The 16131-nt window shown below is 69.3% G+C and carries 12 protein-coding genes; 4 read left to right on the plus strand and 8 right to left on the minus strand.

The window, feature by feature from the left end:
- Positions 1 to 4 precede the first annotated feature (4 nt).
- On the plus strand, positions 5 to 3013 hold the full coding sequence (locus ASG52_RS19255; protein WP_286159108.1) for a bifunctional diguanylate cyclase/phosphodiesterase: 3009 nt from the start codon (positions 5 to 7) through the stop codon (positions 3011 to 3013).
- A 5-nt stretch (positions 3014 to 3018) separates the two neighbouring features.
- Here the strand turns inward: ASG52_RS19255 and ASG52_RS19260 are convergent, their stop codons facing one another.
- Both ASG52_RS19260 and ASG52_RS19265 read right to left on the minus strand, forming a co-directional pair.
- The gene (locus ASG52_RS19260; protein ID WP_056246778.1) at positions 3019 to 4368 is read right to left on the minus strand and encodes a sigma-54-dependent transcriptional regulator; all 1350 of its coding nucleotides are present in this window, start codon (positions 4366 to 4368) and stop codon (positions 3019 to 3021) included.
- Positions 4365 to 6209, minus strand: a complete 1845-nt coding sequence (locus ASG52_RS19265; RefSeq protein ID WP_056246780.1) for a sensor histidine kinase — start codon at positions 6207 to 6209, stop codon at positions 4365 to 4367. The genes ASG52_RS19260 and ASG52_RS19265 overlap by 4 nt, the downstream gene beginning before the upstream one ends.
- Before the next feature lie 303 nt (positions 6210 to 6512).
- Between ASG52_RS19265 and ASG52_RS19270 the strand changes: the two genes are divergently transcribed.
- Positions 6513 to 7859 (plus strand): dicarboxylate/amino acid:cation symporter, encoded by a 1347-nt coding sequence (locus tag ASG52_RS19270; RefSeq protein ID WP_056246782.1) that lies wholly within the window; start codon positions 6513 to 6515, stop codon positions 7857 to 7859.
- Positions 7860 to 8011: 152 nt separating this feature from the next.
- Positions 8012 to 8404, plus strand: coding sequence for a GFA family protein (locus ASG52_RS19275; RefSeq protein WP_056246785.1), 393 nt, complete (start codon positions 8012 to 8014; stop codon positions 8402 to 8404).
- 6 nt (positions 8405 to 8410) lie between these two features.
- On the opposite strand, the gene ASG52_RS19280 is transcribed toward ASG52_RS19275, so the two are convergent.
- The 3 genes from ASG52_RS19280 to ASG52_RS19290 form a co-directional block, all read right to left on the minus strand.
- The gene (locus tag ASG52_RS19280) at positions 8411 to 8995 is read right to left on the minus strand and encodes an NAD(P)H-dependent oxidoreductase (protein WP_056246787.1); all 585 of its coding nucleotides are present in this window, start codon (positions 8993 to 8995) and stop codon (positions 8411 to 8413) included.
- 374 nt (positions 8996 to 9369) lie between these two features.
- Positions 9370 to 10593, minus strand: coding sequence for a lytic murein transglycosylase (locus ASG52_RS19285; protein ID WP_056246788.1), 1224 nt, complete (start codon positions 10591 to 10593; stop codon positions 9370 to 9372).
- 54 nt (positions 10594 to 10647) lie between these two features.
- The gene (locus ASG52_RS19290; protein ID WP_056246790.1) at positions 10648 to 11382 is read right to left on the minus strand and encodes an invasion associated locus B family protein; all 735 of its coding nucleotides are present in this window, start codon (positions 11380 to 11382) and stop codon (positions 10648 to 10650) included.
- 160 nt (positions 11383 to 11542) lie between these two features.
- On the opposite strand from ASG52_RS19290, the gene ASG52_RS19295 reads away from it, so the two are divergent.
- Positions 11543 to 12037: a glutathione peroxidase gene (locus ASG52_RS19295; protein ID WP_056246792.1), complete on the plus strand. Its 495-nt coding sequence runs from the start codon at positions 11543 to 11545 to the stop codon at positions 12035 to 12037.
- Between the two features lie 214 nt (positions 12038 to 12251).
- Here the strand turns inward: ASG52_RS19295 and ASG52_RS19300 are convergent, their stop codons facing one another.
- From ASG52_RS19300 to ASG52_RS19310, 3 genes are all read right to left on the minus strand, one after another.
- A complete protein-coding gene (locus ASG52_RS19300) occupies positions 12252 to 14375 on the minus strand; it encodes an alpha/beta hydrolase (protein WP_056246795.1) in 2124 nt (707 codons plus the stop codon).
- A gap of 494 nt (positions 14376 to 14869) precedes the next feature.
- The gene (locus ASG52_RS19305) at positions 14870 to 15658 is read right to left on the minus strand and encodes a MotE family protein (protein ID WP_056246797.1); all 789 of its coding nucleotides are present in this window, start codon (positions 15656 to 15658) and stop codon (positions 14870 to 14872) included.
- On the minus strand, positions 15655 to 16131 hold the full coding sequence (locus tag ASG52_RS19310) for a DUF6468 domain-containing protein (RefSeq protein ID WP_056246799.1): 477 nt from the start codon (positions 16129 to 16131) through the stop codon (positions 15655 to 15657). The genes ASG52_RS19305 and ASG52_RS19310 overlap by 4 nt, the downstream gene beginning before the upstream one ends.

Below are 16131 nucleotides of genomic sequence, written 5' to 3' on the forward strand. Positions count from 1 at the left end.
AGCGGTGCAGAGCTTCGACCATGACGCCGTCCCTCCGCCGCGCGGGGCCATCCTCGAAACCGGCCCGCAGGAGCATCTCGACGCCCTGTGCCGGACGGCGTCCGAGTTGTTCGGCGCGCCGATCGCCCTGATCCCGCTGATCGACGAGGACCGGTTCTGGTTTCGCGCCCGCTGCGGCGTCGAGGAGGACGGGGCCGACCGCGAGAGCGCCTTCTGCAACCACACCATCCGCCGCGCCCGCGGGCAGGCGCTGGTGGTCCCCGATCTGACCGAGGATCCGCGCTTCGCCCATTCGCCGCTGGTCGTCGGCCCGCCGCGGGCCCGGTTCTATGCCGGCGTGGCGATCGGTTCGATCACCGGGCGGACCATCGGCACCTTCTGCATCATCGACATTGAGGCGCGTCCGGACTTCTCGGCGACGCAAGTGCGCGCGCTGCAGGAGCTGGCGCTGCTGGCCGAGGCCCATCTCCAGCTGCACGAGCGGCGCGACGCCGCCGCGGCCGAAGCTCTGGCGCGCGCCGAGGCCGAGGAACGGCTGGTCGAGCGGGAGGCGGCGTTGCGCGTCACCCAGGCCGCGCATGCCATGGCCGAGCGCACCGCCTGCTTCGGCCATTGGCGGATCGACGTCAGGCGCCGGACCATCGCGTGGTCGGCCGGCATCGCCCGCATCTTCGGGCGCAACGACGCGCTGCGCCCGCTTAGCATCGACGAGCACATCGCCCTCTACCACGCCGACGACCGGGCCGGGGTCCGCCGTACCGTCGAGGAGGCGCTCGCTGGACGCGGCAGCGGGGAGACCGGCGGTTACGATCACCGCTCGCGGGTGATCCGGCCCGACGGCGAGGAGCGTGTCGTCACGGTCCACGGCATCGCCCAGCACGACGATACGGGCCGGCTGGTCGCCCTCTACGGCGTCTGCCTCGACGTGACCGATCTCGCCCGCTCCGAGCGCCAGCAGCGCGAGGCCGGCGAATCGCTGCGCACGACCCTGGAGGCGATGGGCCAGGGATTGATGATGATCGACCCCGACGGCCGCATCCGCGTCCACAACCAGCGCGCCCGCACCCTGCTCGGCCTGCCCGACGCGGTGCTGCACGAGGGCGCCCGCTACGCCGAGTTGCTGCGCTTCCAGGCCGAATCCGGCGAGTTCCGCACTGCCCCGCCGGAGGTGCGCGAATGGCTCCTGGGCGACAGCCCGCGTCCCCCCATCAGCCGCTACGAGCGCATCCGCCCCAACGGCGTCGTCGTCGAGGTCAACATCGCCCCGACGAGTTCGGGCGGCACCGTCTGCACCTATACCGACGTGACCGAGCGCCGCCACGGCGAGGCGGCTTTGCGCGCGGCCGAGGCCGACTATCAGTCGCTGTTCCACAACGCGGTGATCGGCGTCTACCGGGCCGGCCTCGACGGCGTCATCGTCCAGGCGAACCGGGCGCTGGTGCGTCTGCACGGCTACGGCGAGGGAAGCGGCATCCTCGTGCCCGAGACCGATTTCGGCCACGACTGGTACGTCGAGCCCGAGCGCCACGCCGCCTTCCTCGACCTGCTGCACCGCGACGGGCGGGTCGAGGACTTCGTCTCCGAGGTGCGCCGCCACGCGGGCGGGGAGACGATCTGGGTCTCCGAGACCGCGTGGCTCATCCCGGGCGCCGACGGCGCGCCCGCCGGCTACGAGGGTACGGTGGCCGACGCCACCGAGCGCAAGCGGGCCGAGGCGCTGGTCGAGCACATGGCCCGCCACGACACCCTCACCGGCCTGCCGAACCGCCGCCTGTTTCATGAAGTGCTCGGCCGCGCCATCGCCGAGGCCCGCCGTCGGGGCGGCCGGGTGGCGGTGCTCTGCTGCGACCTCGACCGGTTCAAGGCGGTCAACGATACCTTCGGCCATCCGGCGGGCGACGCGCTGCTGCGCGTCGTCGCCGAGCGGCTGAGGGGCGCGCTCCGCGAAGGCGACATGGTGGCCCGGCTCGGCGGCGACGAGTTCGCCATCATCCTGAGCGATCCCGACGAGGCCCGCCGCATCGCCTCGGTCGCGCGGCGTATCATCACCTCGCTCGCCCGTCCGGTCGATCTCGATGGCCTGAGCGCGGTCGTCGGCGTGTCGATCGGCATCGCCATCGGGCCCGAGGACGGCGACGGCCCCGAGACCCTATTCAAGAACGCCGACATCGCCCTCTACCGGGCCAAGGATTCGGGCCGGAACACCTTCCGCTTCTACGAGCGCGGGATGGATGCCGCGGTCGCGACCCGCAACCTGCTCGAACTCGACCTGCGCGAGGCCCTGCGCTCCGGCGGCTTCGCGCTCCACTACCAGCCGATCTTCGCGGTGGCCGACGGCGCCCCGAGCGGGTTCGAGGCGCTGCTGCGCTGGAACCATCCGGTGCGCGGGCCGGTCTCGCCCGCCGAGTTCATTTCGGTCGCCGAGGAATCCGGGCTGATCGCGCCGATGGGCACCTGGGCGCTCAACGAGGCCTGCCGCGAGGCGGCGGGCTGGCCCGGCGAGATGCGGGTCGCGGTCAATGTCTCGGCGGTGCAATTCCGCAAGCAGGGGCTGGAGCAGGCGGTGATCCGGGCGCTCGCCGCCTCCGGCCTGCCCGCCCGGCGGCTGGAGTTGGAGATTACCGAGAGCGTGCTGATGCAGGATTCGGATGCCGTGATCGGCTGCCTGCACCGCCTGCGCGCGCTGGGCGTGCGGATCGCGCTCGACGATTTCGGCACGGGCTACTCGTCCCTGAGCTACCTGTGCCGGTTCCCCTTCGACAAGATCAAGGTCGATCGCTCCTTCGTGCGCGACCTCGACAACCCGGTGGCGGCGGCGATCGTGCACGCCATCGTCGGCATCGGCGAGCGGCTCGGCTCCACCATCACCGCCGAGGGCGTCGAGACCGAGGAACAGCTCGGCCGCCTGCGCCACAAGGGCTGCACCGAGGTGCAGGGTTTTCTCCTCTCCCGCCCGTTGGCCGCGGAGGACGCCCGCGCCTTCATGCGGGGGCGGATCGTGGCGGCGGCCTGACGCCCTCAGCGAAAATCCGTCGGCGTCAGCCCGTAGCGGGCGATCTTGTCGTAGAGGGTTTTTCGCGGGACGCCGAGGGATTCCGCCGCCCCGCGCACGTCGCCGCCGGCCATGATCAGCTCCTCGCGGATCAGGCCGCGCTCGAACCGCTCGACCTGCTCCGACAGCGTCGGCGCCGTCGTCGGCGCGGTCGCGTCCGGGGCGGGCTGACCGGCCAGCCCGAGCGCGCAGCGTTCGGCGAAATGGTCGAGTTCGCGCACGTTGCCGGGCCAGGAATGGCGGGTGAGGTGGTCGCGCATCGCCGAGGTGACCGGCGGCGGCTCGCGCCCGAACCGCGCCGCCGCGCGGGACAAAAAGTGCTGGAACAGCAGCAGAATATCCTCGCGCCGCTCCCGCAGCGGCGGGATCGCGACGCTCACCACGTTGAGGCGGTGATAGAGGTCGTCGCGGAACGAGCCCGCGGCGGCCTCCTGGCCGAGATCGACCTTGGTGGCCGAGACGACCCGCATGTCGACGGGGCGGCGCTCGTTGGTGCCGAGCGGCTCGACTACGCGCTCCTGCAGCACCCGAAGCAGCTTCACTTGGAGCGCCAGCGGCATGCTCTCGATCTCGTCGAGGAACAGCGTGCCGCCCTGCGCGTGCTCGATGCGCCCGACCCGGCGCTTGAGGGCGCCGGTGAAGGCGCCGGCCTCGTGGCCGAACAGCTCGCTCTCGACCACGCTGTCGGGCAGCGCGCCGCAATTCATCGCGACGAAGTTCTTGCCCGCCCGCCGGCTCCAGCGGTGGAGCGCGCTCGCCACCACCTCCTTGCCCGAGCCGGTCTCGCCGAGCACGAGCACGTCCACGTCGGCCGAGGCCACGTCGCGCACGAGGCGGCGGAGCGCCACGATCTCCGGCGAGATGCCGAGGAAGGCCGGGTCCTCCTCGATCGCGGCATCGAGCCGGGCGTGGAGGCGGCGGTTCTCCAGCACGAGGCGGCGATGGTCGAGCGCGCGACGCACCGAACCCATCAGGGCTTCCGCCGGATAGGGCTTGGCCAGGAAGTCGTAGGCGCCGCCGCGCATCGCCGCGACCGCCATCGAGATGTCGCCGTGGCCGGTGATGAGGATCACGGGCAAGTCCGGGTCGTCGGCCCGCACCCGCTCGAACAGGGCCCGCCCGTCTAGGCCGGGCAGGCGCACGTCGGTGACGACGACGCCCGGCGGCTCGGCCCGGATGGCGGCCAGCGCGGCTTCAGCCGTTTCGAAGGTCTCGACCGCAAAGCCGTCGAGTTCGAGGCTCTGGCGGTTGGCCCGGCGCACGTCCTCCTCGTCGTCGATGAAGACGACGCGTTCGGATTGTTGGCTCTCGCTCATGAGACCTCCTGCACGGCCTCTCGCACGATTGCGTCCGCGCGCAAAAGGTCCATGCGGAACACCGTGCCGCCCTCCCCCGAGACCACCGACAGGGTGCCGCCGCATTCCTCGACGATGCCGCGGGAAATGGCGAGACCCAGCCCCAACCCGTCGGCCTTCGTGGTGAAGAAGGCGTCGAACACCTGGGCGCGGGCGGCCTCCGGGATGCCGAGGCCGTTGTCCGCCACCGACAGGACGACCCGCTCCCCTTCCGCCTCCACGTCGAGCCGGACCCACGGATCGGGCCGCCCGGTCACGGCGTCGAGGGCGTTCTGGACGAGGTTGACCACGACCTGTTCCAGGCGTGGCCCGTCGCCGAGCACGGCGAGATCGGGGGGAAGCGCCGCCACGTCGAGACGAATGCCGGATTCGCTCGCTCGCCCCCCTAAGACTTCCAGGCTGCCGCGGACGATCTCGGCAAGCCGCACCGGCTCGCGCCGGCCCGAGGCGCGCCGCGCGAAACCCTTGAGCTGGCGCGTCAGCCCGCCGATCCGCTCGGTCAGCCGGCCGATGGCGGACACGTTCTCGGCGGCGTCCTCGATCCGCCCGCGCCGCACGAGAATCGCGGTGTTGTCGGCATACGACCGGATCGCCGCGAGCGGCTGGTTGATCTCGTGCGCCATGCTGGCGGCGAACTGGCCGAGCGCGGCGAGCCGCCCGGCCTGGGCGAGTTCGCGGCCCAGCCGCTCGCGCTCGGCCTCGGAGCGGCGGCGCTCCTCCATCTCGGCGACGAGCTGGCGGTTGGCGTCGCTGAGCGCCTGCGTCCGCTCGGCGACGCGCCGCTCCAGCTCGGCCCGGCGAGAGGCTTCCTCGGAGAGGCGGTTGCGGATGCGCCGCTGCCGCGCGAGCCAGGTCGCCAGCGCGCCCCAGGCGAGGCCGGTGGCGAGCAGCGCGATCAGCCGCCCCTGCACCCGCTCGCGCTCGACCGCGGCCGCGATCGGGGTCAGGGTGTGAAGCCGCCATGAGGTGTCGGGCACGGCCGCGTCGAGCATCAGGGCGGGCCAAGCCGGCCGCGCGCCGTTGCCGACGCGCACGAGGTCGTCCTCTTCCCCGTTTGGATAGATCGGCATCGGCGCGAGCTTCGCGTCGCCGAAATCGCGCGACGCGTCGATACGTTCGCGCTCCGCCGCGTCGAGGCTGCGCAAGGCCGTGAATTGCCAGGACGGCTCGCTCGCCACCAGCACGATGCCGCGGGCATCCGTGACGAACACGCTCTCGCGCCCCGCCTGCCACGCCGCCTCGACCCCGTCGAACTCGATCTTGACCACGACCACGCCGGCAGATTCGGGCAGGCGCCGGGACAGGTAGAAGCCGGGGCGCTTGCTCACGGTACCGAGCGCGAACTGCGCCCCCGAGCCCATCGCCATCGCCTCGCGGAAGTAGCGGCGGAAGGTGTAGTCGGCGCCGATGAAGCTGCGCGGCTCGCCCGCGTTGCTCGCCAGAAGGGTCACGCCGTCGGCGCGGATGACGTAGATCACCGTCGCCCCCGTGGCGCGGGCGATCTGATTGAGCCGGCCGTTCACGCTGTCGATCAGCGCCTTGTCCGGCGAAGGGCCCACCGCGCGGACGATCTCGGGATCGGTGGCGAGCGCCAGGGGCAGCGCGCTCTGACGCTGCATCTCCGCCGAAAGCGCCGCGACCTGAAGGCCGAGCGCCGATTGCGCCGTGCGCCGCAGGTCGGTGAGCGCGAGGCGTTCCGCCACGCGGCCGGCGAGCCAGACCGCGAGCGCCATCGCGACGAGCCCGGCGATGACGAACAGGCCGGTGCGCGGGCGCACCTCCTCGGGGACGGGTCCGTTCACGGCCCGAACCCCCGTGCGGAATCCCGGAACGAATCCGGGAGGGCCGTGCGGAAAGCCGCCAAGGCCGGACTCGGACGCCGGGCGCGAGGTTGAAAAATAAGTCTCATTTCAAGGCGTTAGCAAAAAGTTACGAGCTCCTCGGAGCTGGCACGCGGGTTGCCATTCATATCCCGAAACGCAGCCATGCCTGAACCGCAGAGCTGCGAGCCGCAAGGCCAAAAGCAAGAGTGGACGCCGACGCCGATCCCCAAAGGGACCGACGGCTTCCCACCGATCGATTCACGCTTCGCAGGGAGAAGCCCCATGGGTGCCGTACCGTCTCCGCTGACCGCGCCGCACGCGCCGTCCGCCCCCAAGCCGATCTACCGTACGCTCTATTTCCAAGTGCTCGTCGCCGTCGCGATCGGCATCACGCTCGGCCACTTCTATCCGAAGCTCGGCGCCGACATGAAGCCGCTCGGCGACGCCTTCATCAAGCTCGTCAAGATGATCATCGCCCCGGTGATCTTCCTCACCGTGGTCTCCGGCATCGCCGGCATGACCAACCTCGAGAAGGTCGGCCGCGTCGGCGGCAAGGCGCTGGCCTACTTCCTCACGTTCTCGACACTGGCCCTCATCGTCGGCCTGATCGTCGCCAACGTGCTCCAGCCCGGCCACGGCCTGCACATCGACCCGAACTCGCTCGATCCCAAGGCGGTCGCGACCTACGCCGGCAAGGCGAAGGAACAGAACATCGGCGACTTCCTGATGAACATCATCCCGACGACCGCCGTCGGCGCCTTCGCGGGCGGTGAGATCCTTCAGGTTCTGTTCTTCTCGGTGCTGTTCGGCTTCGGCCTCGCCTTCCTCGGCGATCGCGGCAAGCCGGTCCTCGACATCATCAAGATCATGTCGGAAGCCATCTTCGGCGTCGTCAACATCATCATGAAGGTCGCCCCCATCGGTGCCTTCGGCGCGATGGCCTTCACCATCGGCAAGTACGGCATCTCTTCGCTCGCCAACCTCGCCTACCTCGTCGGCGCCTTCTACCTGACCTCGGCGATCTTCGTGCTCGGCGTGCTCGGTGCGGTCGCCCGCTACAACGGCTTCTCGATCATCAAGCTCATCCGCTACATCAAGGAAGAGCTGATGCTGGTGCTCGGCACCTCGTCCTCCGAGTCGGCCCTGCCCTCGCTGATCGAGAAGATGGAGCGCGCCGGCTGCTCGCGTCCCGTCGTCGGTCTCGTCGTCCCCACCGGCTACTCGTTCAACCTCGACGGCACCAATATCTACATGACGATGGCGGCGCTCTTCATCGCCCAGGCCACCGACACCCCGATCACCTACGGCGAGCAGATCCTGCTGCTTCTCGTCGCCATGCTCTCCTCGAAGGGCGCGGCGGGCGTCACCGGCTCGGGCTTCATCACGCTCGCCGCGACGCTGGCGGTGGTCCCCTCCGTGCCGGTCGTCGGCATGGCGCTGATCCTCGGCATCGACCGCTTCATGTCGGAGTGCCGCGCGCTGACGAACTTCATCGGCAACGCGGTGGCCTGCATCGTGGTCGCCCGCTGGGAGGGTGAAGTCGATGAGGCCAAGCTCCACGCCGCGCTGGGCGGCAAGCCGGTCGAGGCGGCCCCCGTCGCCGCCCCGGTTCTCCAGGCCGCTGAGTAAAAGCCAAGAAAGAGCTCCGGGCGGGTACCGTCCCACGCCTTACGCCCCGTCCGTGAGGGAGCCGCGGCAACCGAAGGGTTGTCGCGGTTTCCTGTTTTTTGCGGGTCGCCCGGAGGTTACGGTCCGGCATCGCGATTCGACGGGAGAGGCCGATGCCGACCGGGGGCTGCCATTGCGGAGCGATCCGCTACACCATGCAGGGAGAGCCGGTGCACAACGCGCTCTGCCACTGCTCCGACTGCCGACGGCATGCAGGAGCGCCGATGGTCGGCTGGGCGATGGTGCCGACCGGACAGGTGACGATTCAAGGCGAGCCCACGGTCTACGCCTCGTCGGAGCACGGGCGGCGCCATTTCTGCGGCCGCTGCGGCACCGGCCTGTTCTACGTCAATGAAAAGATGCTGCCGGGCATGATCGACGTGCAGACCGGCACCCTCGACGATCCCGCCGCACTGCCGCCGCAGGTTCATATCCAGGTCGCCGAGCGCATCGCCTGGATGGAAGACGCGCACACGCTCCCGCGCTTCGAGCGGTATCCGGGCTGACCCCCGTCAGAACCGCGCCAGCCGTCGGCGGACGAGTGCGACGAAGCGCTCCCGCGCACCGTGCGTCGCCCCGTCCATACCGGTGAGCGCGATCCAGTCGAGCCGGCAGCGCGGGGCGCAGAGCACGCAGATGCCCCGCTTCACCATGCGGCGGTCCGGCCAGCCGACGAGCCAGAGCAGCCAGCGCGGCGAGCCGTAGGTCGTCACCACCGCGATCCGGCGGATGTTCGTCAGCCGCGGCCGCAGCACGCGGGCGCCGCCCAGCGCGAAGGCGACGCCGGGCCGCCACACCCGGTCGAACCAACCTTTGAGCATCGCCGGCATCCCGAACCACCACGTCGGATAGACCAGAACCAGCATATCGGCCTGCCGCAGGGCCGCGACATGCCCGGCGATGTCGGGCGGGAGCGCCGCCTCGTCGTAATAGTTTTCGCGCTCCTCGGCACTCAGCCGGGGATCGAAGTTTTCGGAATAGAGATCGATGGCCTCGACCGTGTGGCCCGCGGCTTCGAGCGTCGCGACGGCGGTGGTGCGCAGGGCCGCGGAAAAGCTGTCGGCGCGGGGATGGCAATGCACCAGCAGGACGCGCATGGGCGGGGCTCCCTCGCGGGCTCCATTGACCGAGGTTTCGGAGTTGGGCGGCGACGATGCCCGCCGTGATCGCGCGGGAAGCGCCAATCCGGCAAGGTCTCACGCCCGGTCAGCCGCCGGGCGTCCGCAGGCGACGGCATCGCTCGATCACGACCCAGGAGGCGACGATGGTGTGGCTCTTTCCACGCCTTCGCGTTTCGGTGAAGGTCCGCCATGGGCGGAGGACCAGCTTGAGCCTGATCCTCCGCGTTAGCGTCGGCTAAGGAAGCACCGAAAGAGACGAGGAGGTGTCCGCCTCCTCGTCTCACTCCCTGAATAATCGGCTTTCGCGCCCGAATTGCAAGACCGGCCCGTGCCTTGTGGGCAGGTGCCGCTTACGGCGCAGGCGAGGCCGCCCTCACCTTCTCCAGCAGGCCGACCTCGGCGTAGCCGTCCGGCACGAGGCCGTGGGCGGACTGGAAGGCGCGGATCGCCGCCCGGGTCTTGGGGCCGACCTTGCCGTCGGTGCCGCCGGTGGGGTGACCGAGCGCTTCGAGGCGGGTCTGGAGGTCGGTGCGCTCGTCGTTCGTCAGCATCCGGTCACCCCGCGGCCAGTCGCGGGCAAAGGCCGCGCCGCCGGCGAGCCGGTCGGAAAGGTGGGCGACGGTGAGGGCGTAGGCGAGCGCCGTGTTGTAGCGCAGGATCACCTTGAAGTTCGGCTCCAAGAGAAACGCCGGCCCCCGCATCCCTACGGGCACCACCAGGGTCGCGCGCCGTTCCGCCCCGTCCGGAAACGCTTTTGCGCCGGCGGGCTTCAGCCCGAGCGCCGCCCATTCGGAGAAGGTCCGTTCGGTGGTCTCGTCGGCGAGCCGATAGTCGAACCCATCGGGCAGGACGACCTCCTGGCCCCAGCCCTCACCGGATCGCCAACTGTGGCTCTTCAGGAAGTTGGCGGTCGAGGCGAGCGCGTCGGGGACCGAGCGCCAGATGTCGCGCTTGCCGTCGCCGTCGAAATCGACCGCGTGCTTGAGGTAGGCGCTCGGCATGAACTGGGTGTGGCCCATGGCGCCGGCCCAGGAGCCGGTCATGCGGTCGCGATCCGCGTCGCCCTGGCCCAGGATCGTCAGGGCGCCCAAAAGTTCGTCGCGCCAGAAGGTGGCGCGGCTCCCGTCCTGGCAGGCGAGCGTCGCCAGCGCCGGGATCACCGGGCGGACGATCTTGGGATCGTCCAGCACGGTGCCGTAGCCCGATTCGACGCCCCAGAAGGCGACAAGCACGTGCCGGTTTACGCCGTAGGCCGCCTCGATCCGCCCGAGCACCTCGGCCCATTCGGCAAGCTTCGCCTGGCCGGTCGCGATCTTTTCCGGCGTCACCGAGGCGTCGATGTAGTCCCAGACCGGCCGGACGAACTCGGCCTGCGTCTTGGTCGCGGGCAGCACCGCCGGATCGGGGGAAACATCCTTCAGCGCATCGCGGGCGGTCGCGGGCACGCCGCGTTCCTCGGCGAGACTTTGGAGGCCGGTCAGGCACTGGTCGAAGCCCGGCCGCGCCTCCTCCGCCCGCGCGGCGGCGGTCGTGAGAACGAGGAGCGGCAGGAGAAGCGTCGCGGTCAGGCGCATCGGGGTCCCGTCATCCTTGGGGGCACAGCCTATCACCGCCCCCCCGATGGCGCCTCAGCTGCCGAAGGCGGCGGAGCGGGCGAAGGCGGCGGCGAATCCCGAGAGCGGCACCGTGATGACCGTCGGCTCCTTGGTGTCCGGCTTGGCCGCCGTCACGGTCAGGTTCTGTGCGGTCTTCATCGCGTCGGTGGCGAGCGTCGGGAGGCTGATCGGCACGAGGCAGCCGTCGGCGACGCAGTAGGTGAACGGCGCGCCCTTGCCGAGCCCGCGGTCGTCGAGTTTGAACGTCACGCCGGGCTCGATCTGCAGGCCGAACGGCATCAGGATCAGCCCTTCCGTGCGCCCGTCCTTCGGCACCTTCAGCTCGAGGCTGAACAGGCGCTTGCCCGTGCGCCGGTCGCCCTGGGACTGGATGATGACGCAATCGGTGCGGTTGTCCTCCCGCGTGCAGTTCATGGTCCAGTCGCCGTAGCTCTCGCTGACCGAGCGGGCGCCCGCGGGCCACTGCGCCGGGCCGGACGGAACGGCCGCCGGTTCCAGCACCGTCCCGGCGCCGGCGGCCGGCTCCTTGGTCTCCTTGGCTTCCTCCGCGGGCTTCGGCTTCGGCGGGGGGCGGCGCGGCTTCGGCTTGGGCTTCGGCGCCTCCTCGGGTGCGGCATCAGTCGCGTCGGGCGCGGCATCCTGGGCGAGCGCCGCCGGCACGGACCAGAGGCCGAGCGCCAGTCCGGCGAGGAGCAGCAGCGCCCGCTGGGAAACCGGCGGCACGGGCCTGCGGGAGGGGGACGGCATCACGGAACTCCTGCACATGGTCCGGGCCGCCTAGCCTCGCGGGAGCACGGATGCAATGTCCCCCGCCGAATTCTGCTCAAGCCTGGAATCGTTCCATAAAATCCTGCACATACGCTTCGAGACGACTTGGGAACATTCGGCAAGGGAAGGCGATCGCCTCATGAGCGACATCCTCGCGCACGCCCCGCTCGACGCGCGCGGCCGGCCGCATCCGCTGTCGCAGTACCGCGGCAAGGTCCTGCTCGTGGTCAACACCGCCTCGAAATGCGGCTTCACCTCGCAGTACCAGGGCCTCGAGACCCTGTGGCGGCGCCATCGCATCCGGGGGTTCGTGGTGCTGGGCCTCCCCTGCAACCAGTTCGGCGCGCAGGAGCCGGGCGACGCCGAGGAGATCGAGCGGTTCTGCTCGCTCACCTACGACGTGACCTTTCCGGTGTTGGCCAAGATCGAGGTCAACGGTGCGGGCGCCGACCCGCTCTACGTCGATCTGAAGCGGGAAAAGCCGGGCCTTCTCGGCACGCAGAAGATCAAGTGGAACTTCACCAAGTTCCTGATCGGCCGCGACGGCCGTGTCGTCGAGCGCTTCGCCCCGGCGACGAAGCCGGCGGCTCTGGAAGGGGCGATCGAGCGGGCGCTGGCCGCGCCGGAAGCTTGAGGCCGGGAGGTCGGCGTCTCCGTTTCGATCGGACGCCCACGAGTCACAGCGGCCGGATCGCGAAGGGGACACGTGATACCGATCGGCGATGGTCACGACGCACCGCCGATGGCCCGCGCGCAGGATGGACGAGAGTAGGCGGCGGCGGTCGTCCACCAACGCATGGAACAGAACCGGCGGTCCTGTTCCATGCGGCTTGCTGTGAGGCGTCCTTTTATTTCGGCAGGCGGCCGAACTGCCAGACCGGCGAACTCGCGACGACGGACAGGGACACGTTCGCCCCAGGCTTCAGTCGGTCGAACGTCGAGGCCGGGACGGTGACCGTCATCGTCTTCCCGTCGGCGCTGATGTCTCCGCCCTGGAGAGTCGAGTCGCCCACCGTCAACTCCGGAAACGCGTTCGTCACGGGAAAGCTGCGCTTCGACGTCAGGACGATGTCCACGTCCGGCTCGGCCGCCGGCCGCGCGGATCGGCGCAGGGAGGCCGCAGGATCCCGCACGACCCTGATCGTGTTCGCATCCTCGGCCGCGGTCACCACCGCCTCCGCCATCCGTGCCACCGGCGCCATTCCCATGCGCTTGCCCTTCAACGAGGCCACCGAGGTCGCCGTCGTCGAAATCAGCGGATCCGACTTCAACAACGTCACATCGGCAATGTTGACCGTACCCTTCAGTTGCGGGAAGTTGAACTGGATTGCGGTCACCCGGCTCAGGTCGATCCCGCGGAACGCCGTCAACGGGATTTGAACCGTATACAGCGTACGATGGAGGCGTTTGCCGCCGACCGGCCGGCTGAGACGCACGAACTGCTGGGTCGAGACGAAGTTGGTGGCCTGCCCGTTCGCATCGAGAAGAATGACGCCGTAGGCCGCTTCGCCATCCGGCGAGGCCGGGAAGTCGCAGATCGAACCGAAGCAGCCCAGAGCCGTGCGGAACGACAGAGCCGTGGCATTGGAGAAGTTTTTAACGTCCTTGAAAGGGATGCGGAAATAGCGCCCGCCCCCGGTCGTCGATTCCCATTCGACCGCCGCGACCCGCGTTCCGGACTGATGCTCCTGGGCCGCCGACTGGTGGGTGACCCTCACGCCGTAGGCTCTGGTCGCCAGACCGCTGTCGGTCTTGCCGGTATCCTGGGAGAACGTTTCGAGCTTGATCACGTCCGAACCGATCGGTCGCGGCAGGTATCCGCGATCGACGTTGGTGATGTCGATCAGCCGATCGGGCAGCGGATTGGCCGGGCTGAACAGCTGCGCCAGCTTCAGGTCCACTTTGGCTCCCACCGTCGCGCGGAAGAAGGGCGCTAGCGTCTGCAGGGCCGTCAGCTGCTGCGGCTTCGAGCTTCCCACGGACTGGAAGAGTGTGTCGCTGCCGAAGCACCGAAGCGAATTGGATGTCTGCCACTCGGTGTTGTAGGCGTTGTGATTGGCGCCCCAGACGTGAGCTGTTTCGTGGAACGTCTTCGATGCGTCGATCGTCTTGGACAAGAACACGCGGTCGAAGACCTTCATGCCGTCCAGTTTCCAGACGTCGCCGTCGCAGGACGGCAGCAAGATCATGCTGTTGACTCCGTCGGCGTTGAGCACTCGTGAGGTCTGGCCGTCGACAGGCCCGATTTCGAACAGCGAGCGGATGTCGGTCTGGCCGATCAACTTGGGAAAGGGGCTCCCGGCGTCGCGCAGTTGCTGAAGCGCGGCACGCACGCCTTCGCCTCCCCGCGAATGGCCCATCATGCCGACTTGGTCGAAGTCCATCGTGCCGAAGGGGTTGAAGCCGAGGGTGACCGGAGGCGGAAACTGACCTGTGCCGCGGTTCCAGGCGGACAGCAGCGCCATGTGGCGCAGGACGAGGCGGCCCCGCATCAGGTTGAGCCCGGAATCGCCATCGACGCCGATCCCGCCCGTTATCCCGCGATTGGCGTTGATGGAGACGACGACGTAGCCCCAGGAGGCGAGTTCCTCTGCCAGGTAGGTATAGCCGAGGTGGTTCGGAGCGACCGTATAGCCCGAGGGGCACTTGCCGGTTGTCGTGTAATTGGAGCGATCGTCGAAACGGACCTCCGCCGAATCGTCGTATCGCCCGCAGGTCGAGTGATTGCCGTGCAGAAAGATGATCAGCGGAAACGGCTTTCCGGTGAGCGTTGTCGGCCGGTAAACTTGCGCCCAATAGTCGATTTTGCGATCGCTCGCCACGAGCGGATCGGATCGATCGAGAAACTTATAGAAGCCCTGCGAGACCTTGTACGGCCCATCAAGGGCTTGCGCAGCCCTGATCGGCATGAAGGCCAGGAAAGCCGCGAAGGCAACTAGATAAGAACCACTTAGATGACGCACGTCGCCCATTCCCCTGTTATTTTTTCCACACGTGACTGTGGTGTGCGGCAATGACGCTGGGCAAGCTTTAAATATGTAATGTTCGGGTCAAAAGCGGATCACGCAGCGATTAAAATATGCATCTCTCACGATATATTTTGCACACTGAACAAGACATATGAAAAACAATGTCGAGCGGAAAATAGAGCGGAAAATTTTAGTGATCTTTTTCTACGTAGTTTCAACTGAGCATTGCCGCGCGCGGCCTCTGCCGCAGCACCGGCTTGCGGAGCGGCGGGCGATCCGGCGAGAATCGGATGAAGGCCCGTTTCCTCGGGGGCGACCGAGGCGACGGCCGCCGACACTCGGACAGGCGGTCGCCACCTTTCGAGACGATGCTCGAGATCCCTGTGTCGCATCGTCTTCTTCCGAAAGCCGGAAGCCACCTTTCGGGACGATGCTTGAGATCCCTGTGTCGCATCGTCTTCTTCCGAAAGCCGGGAACGACCTTTCGGGACGATGCTCTATCGGCCCGCCTTCGGCCCCGGATCGATCGCCTGAAGCTCGCCCGGCGGCAGGTTCGGGGCGGCGGAGGCGGTCTGCGGGGCGTCGAGGCCGCGGGCGCGGTTGGCGAGCGCCACGGTGAGGCGTTCGGCGGGCTCGGAGCCCATCAGGGCCAGCACCTCGGCCATCTTGCGCGGGTTCATCGCCAGCACGATCGGCACCAGGGTTTCCAGGCTCAGCCGGTCGAACACACGGGCGGCGTCCTTGGGCTTCATCGTCTCGTACATGGTCACGAGGGTCTTGAGGCCGGCCTTCTCGCCTTCGCCCTTCTTGGTGCCCGCGGCCTCGGCCTTCTCCTCGGCGTCCTTGAGGTCGGACACGCCGGATTCGAGCTTGCGCTCGGCGTCCTTCAGCATCTGCTCGCGCAGATCCAGCGCGTCCTGGCGCTGCTTGAGCGCGTCGCGGCGGGCCTGCAGCTTTTCGAGAAGCGCCCGCTCGGTCGGCGAGACCGGCTCGGCCACCGGCGGCTGGTAGGTCGGCGGAGGGCCGGGCTCGGCCTTCTTCGGGGGCGCGGAGACCGAGCCGGTCGTGGTCGGGTCGGGGGGCGTGTAGTCGGAGCGGGCATGGGCCAGCACCCGGGCGAAGTCGGGCAGCGACCCGCCGGGCGCGGGCGGGTCGCCGATCAGGGCAGTCAGCTTCAGCACCAGAAGCCCGATCGCCGCCAGGATCACGGCGTCGATCAGGCGCAGCCGGAGGGGACGCGTCGGCAGGCTCGCGAGTCGGGCGAGGCGGCGCGCCGGGAGCTTCATGCGGCCCTGGCCCGCAGGCGGTCGAGGGCGCGCTCGGACAGGGCGTGCGCGGCGGCGAGCGCCGCCCCGACCCGCTCGCCGTTGCCGGGCGCGACTTCGATGGCGACCGGGCGCGGCGCGGGAGCCGTCGGCGCGACGGCCGCCGGGCGGGCCTGCCCGACGATGGCGGCGATGCGGGCGATCACGCTCTCGCCGGCCTCGACATGGGCGGCGATGTCGGCGGAGTAGCGCTCGGCGGTGCCGAGGCGCTCGGCAAGCGTGCGGTCGCACTCGTCGAGCGTCGCGCGAAGCCCGGCGATGGCGCGCTCGGCGGTGGCGCTCGCCACCACGAGGTCGCCGATGGTGGTGCGCAGCGACGCCTCGTCCGCCTTGAGCCGGCTGATGCGCCGCGACAGCCGGACCGAGGAGGCGATGGTCGCGACCAGCAGGATGGCGACGAGGATGTCGGCGGCGAACGAGACGAAGAAGGTCAT

Source organism: Methylobacterium sp. Leaf456 (genome assembly GCF_001425465.1).
Classification (GTDB): domain Bacteria; phylum Pseudomonadota; class Alphaproteobacteria; order Rhizobiales; family Beijerinckiaceae; genus Methylobacterium.

Bases quoted from the DNA above. Each gene is read 5' to 3' on its own strand.
- ASG52_RS19260 (WP_056246778.1), bottom strand. From the start codon at position 4,368: ATGAGCGAGAGCCAACAATCCGAACGCGTCGTCTTCATCGACGACGAG.
- ASG52_RS19270 (WP_056246782.1), top strand. From the start codon at position 6,513: ATGGGTGCCGTACCGTCTCCGCTGACCGCGCCGCACGCGCCGTCCGCC.
- ASG52_RS19275 (WP_056246785.1), top strand. From the start codon at position 8,012: ATGCCGACCGGGGGCTGCCATTGCGGAGCGATCCGCTACACCATGCAG.
- ASG52_RS19280 (WP_056246787.1), bottom strand. From the start codon at position 8,995: ATGCGCGTCCTGCTGGTGCATTGCCATCCCCGCGCCGACAGCTTTTCC.
- ASG52_RS19285 (WP_056246788.1), bottom strand. From the start codon at position 10,593: ATGCGCCTGACCGCGACGCTTCTCCTGCCGCTCCTCGTTCTCACGACC.
- ASG52_RS19290 (WP_056246790.1), bottom strand. From the start codon at position 11,382: ATGCCGTCCCCCTCCCGCAGGCCCGTGCCGCCGGTTTCCCAGCGGGCG.
- ASG52_RS19295 (WP_056246792.1), top strand. From the start codon at position 11,543: ATGAGCGACATCCTCGCGCACGCCCCGCTCGACGCGCGCGGCCGGCCG.
- ASG52_RS19300 (WP_056246795.1), bottom strand. From the start codon at position 14,375: ATGGGCGACGTGCGTCATCTAAGTGGTTCTTATCTAGTTGCCTTCGCG.
- ASG52_RS19305 (WP_056246797.1), bottom strand. From the start codon at position 15,658: ATGAAGCTCCCGGCGCGCCGCCTCGCCCGACTCGCGAGCCTGCCGACG.
- ASG52_RS19310 (WP_056246799.1), bottom strand. From the start codon at position 16,131: ATGACCTTCTTCGTCTCGTTCGCCGCCGACATCCTCGTCGCCATCCTG.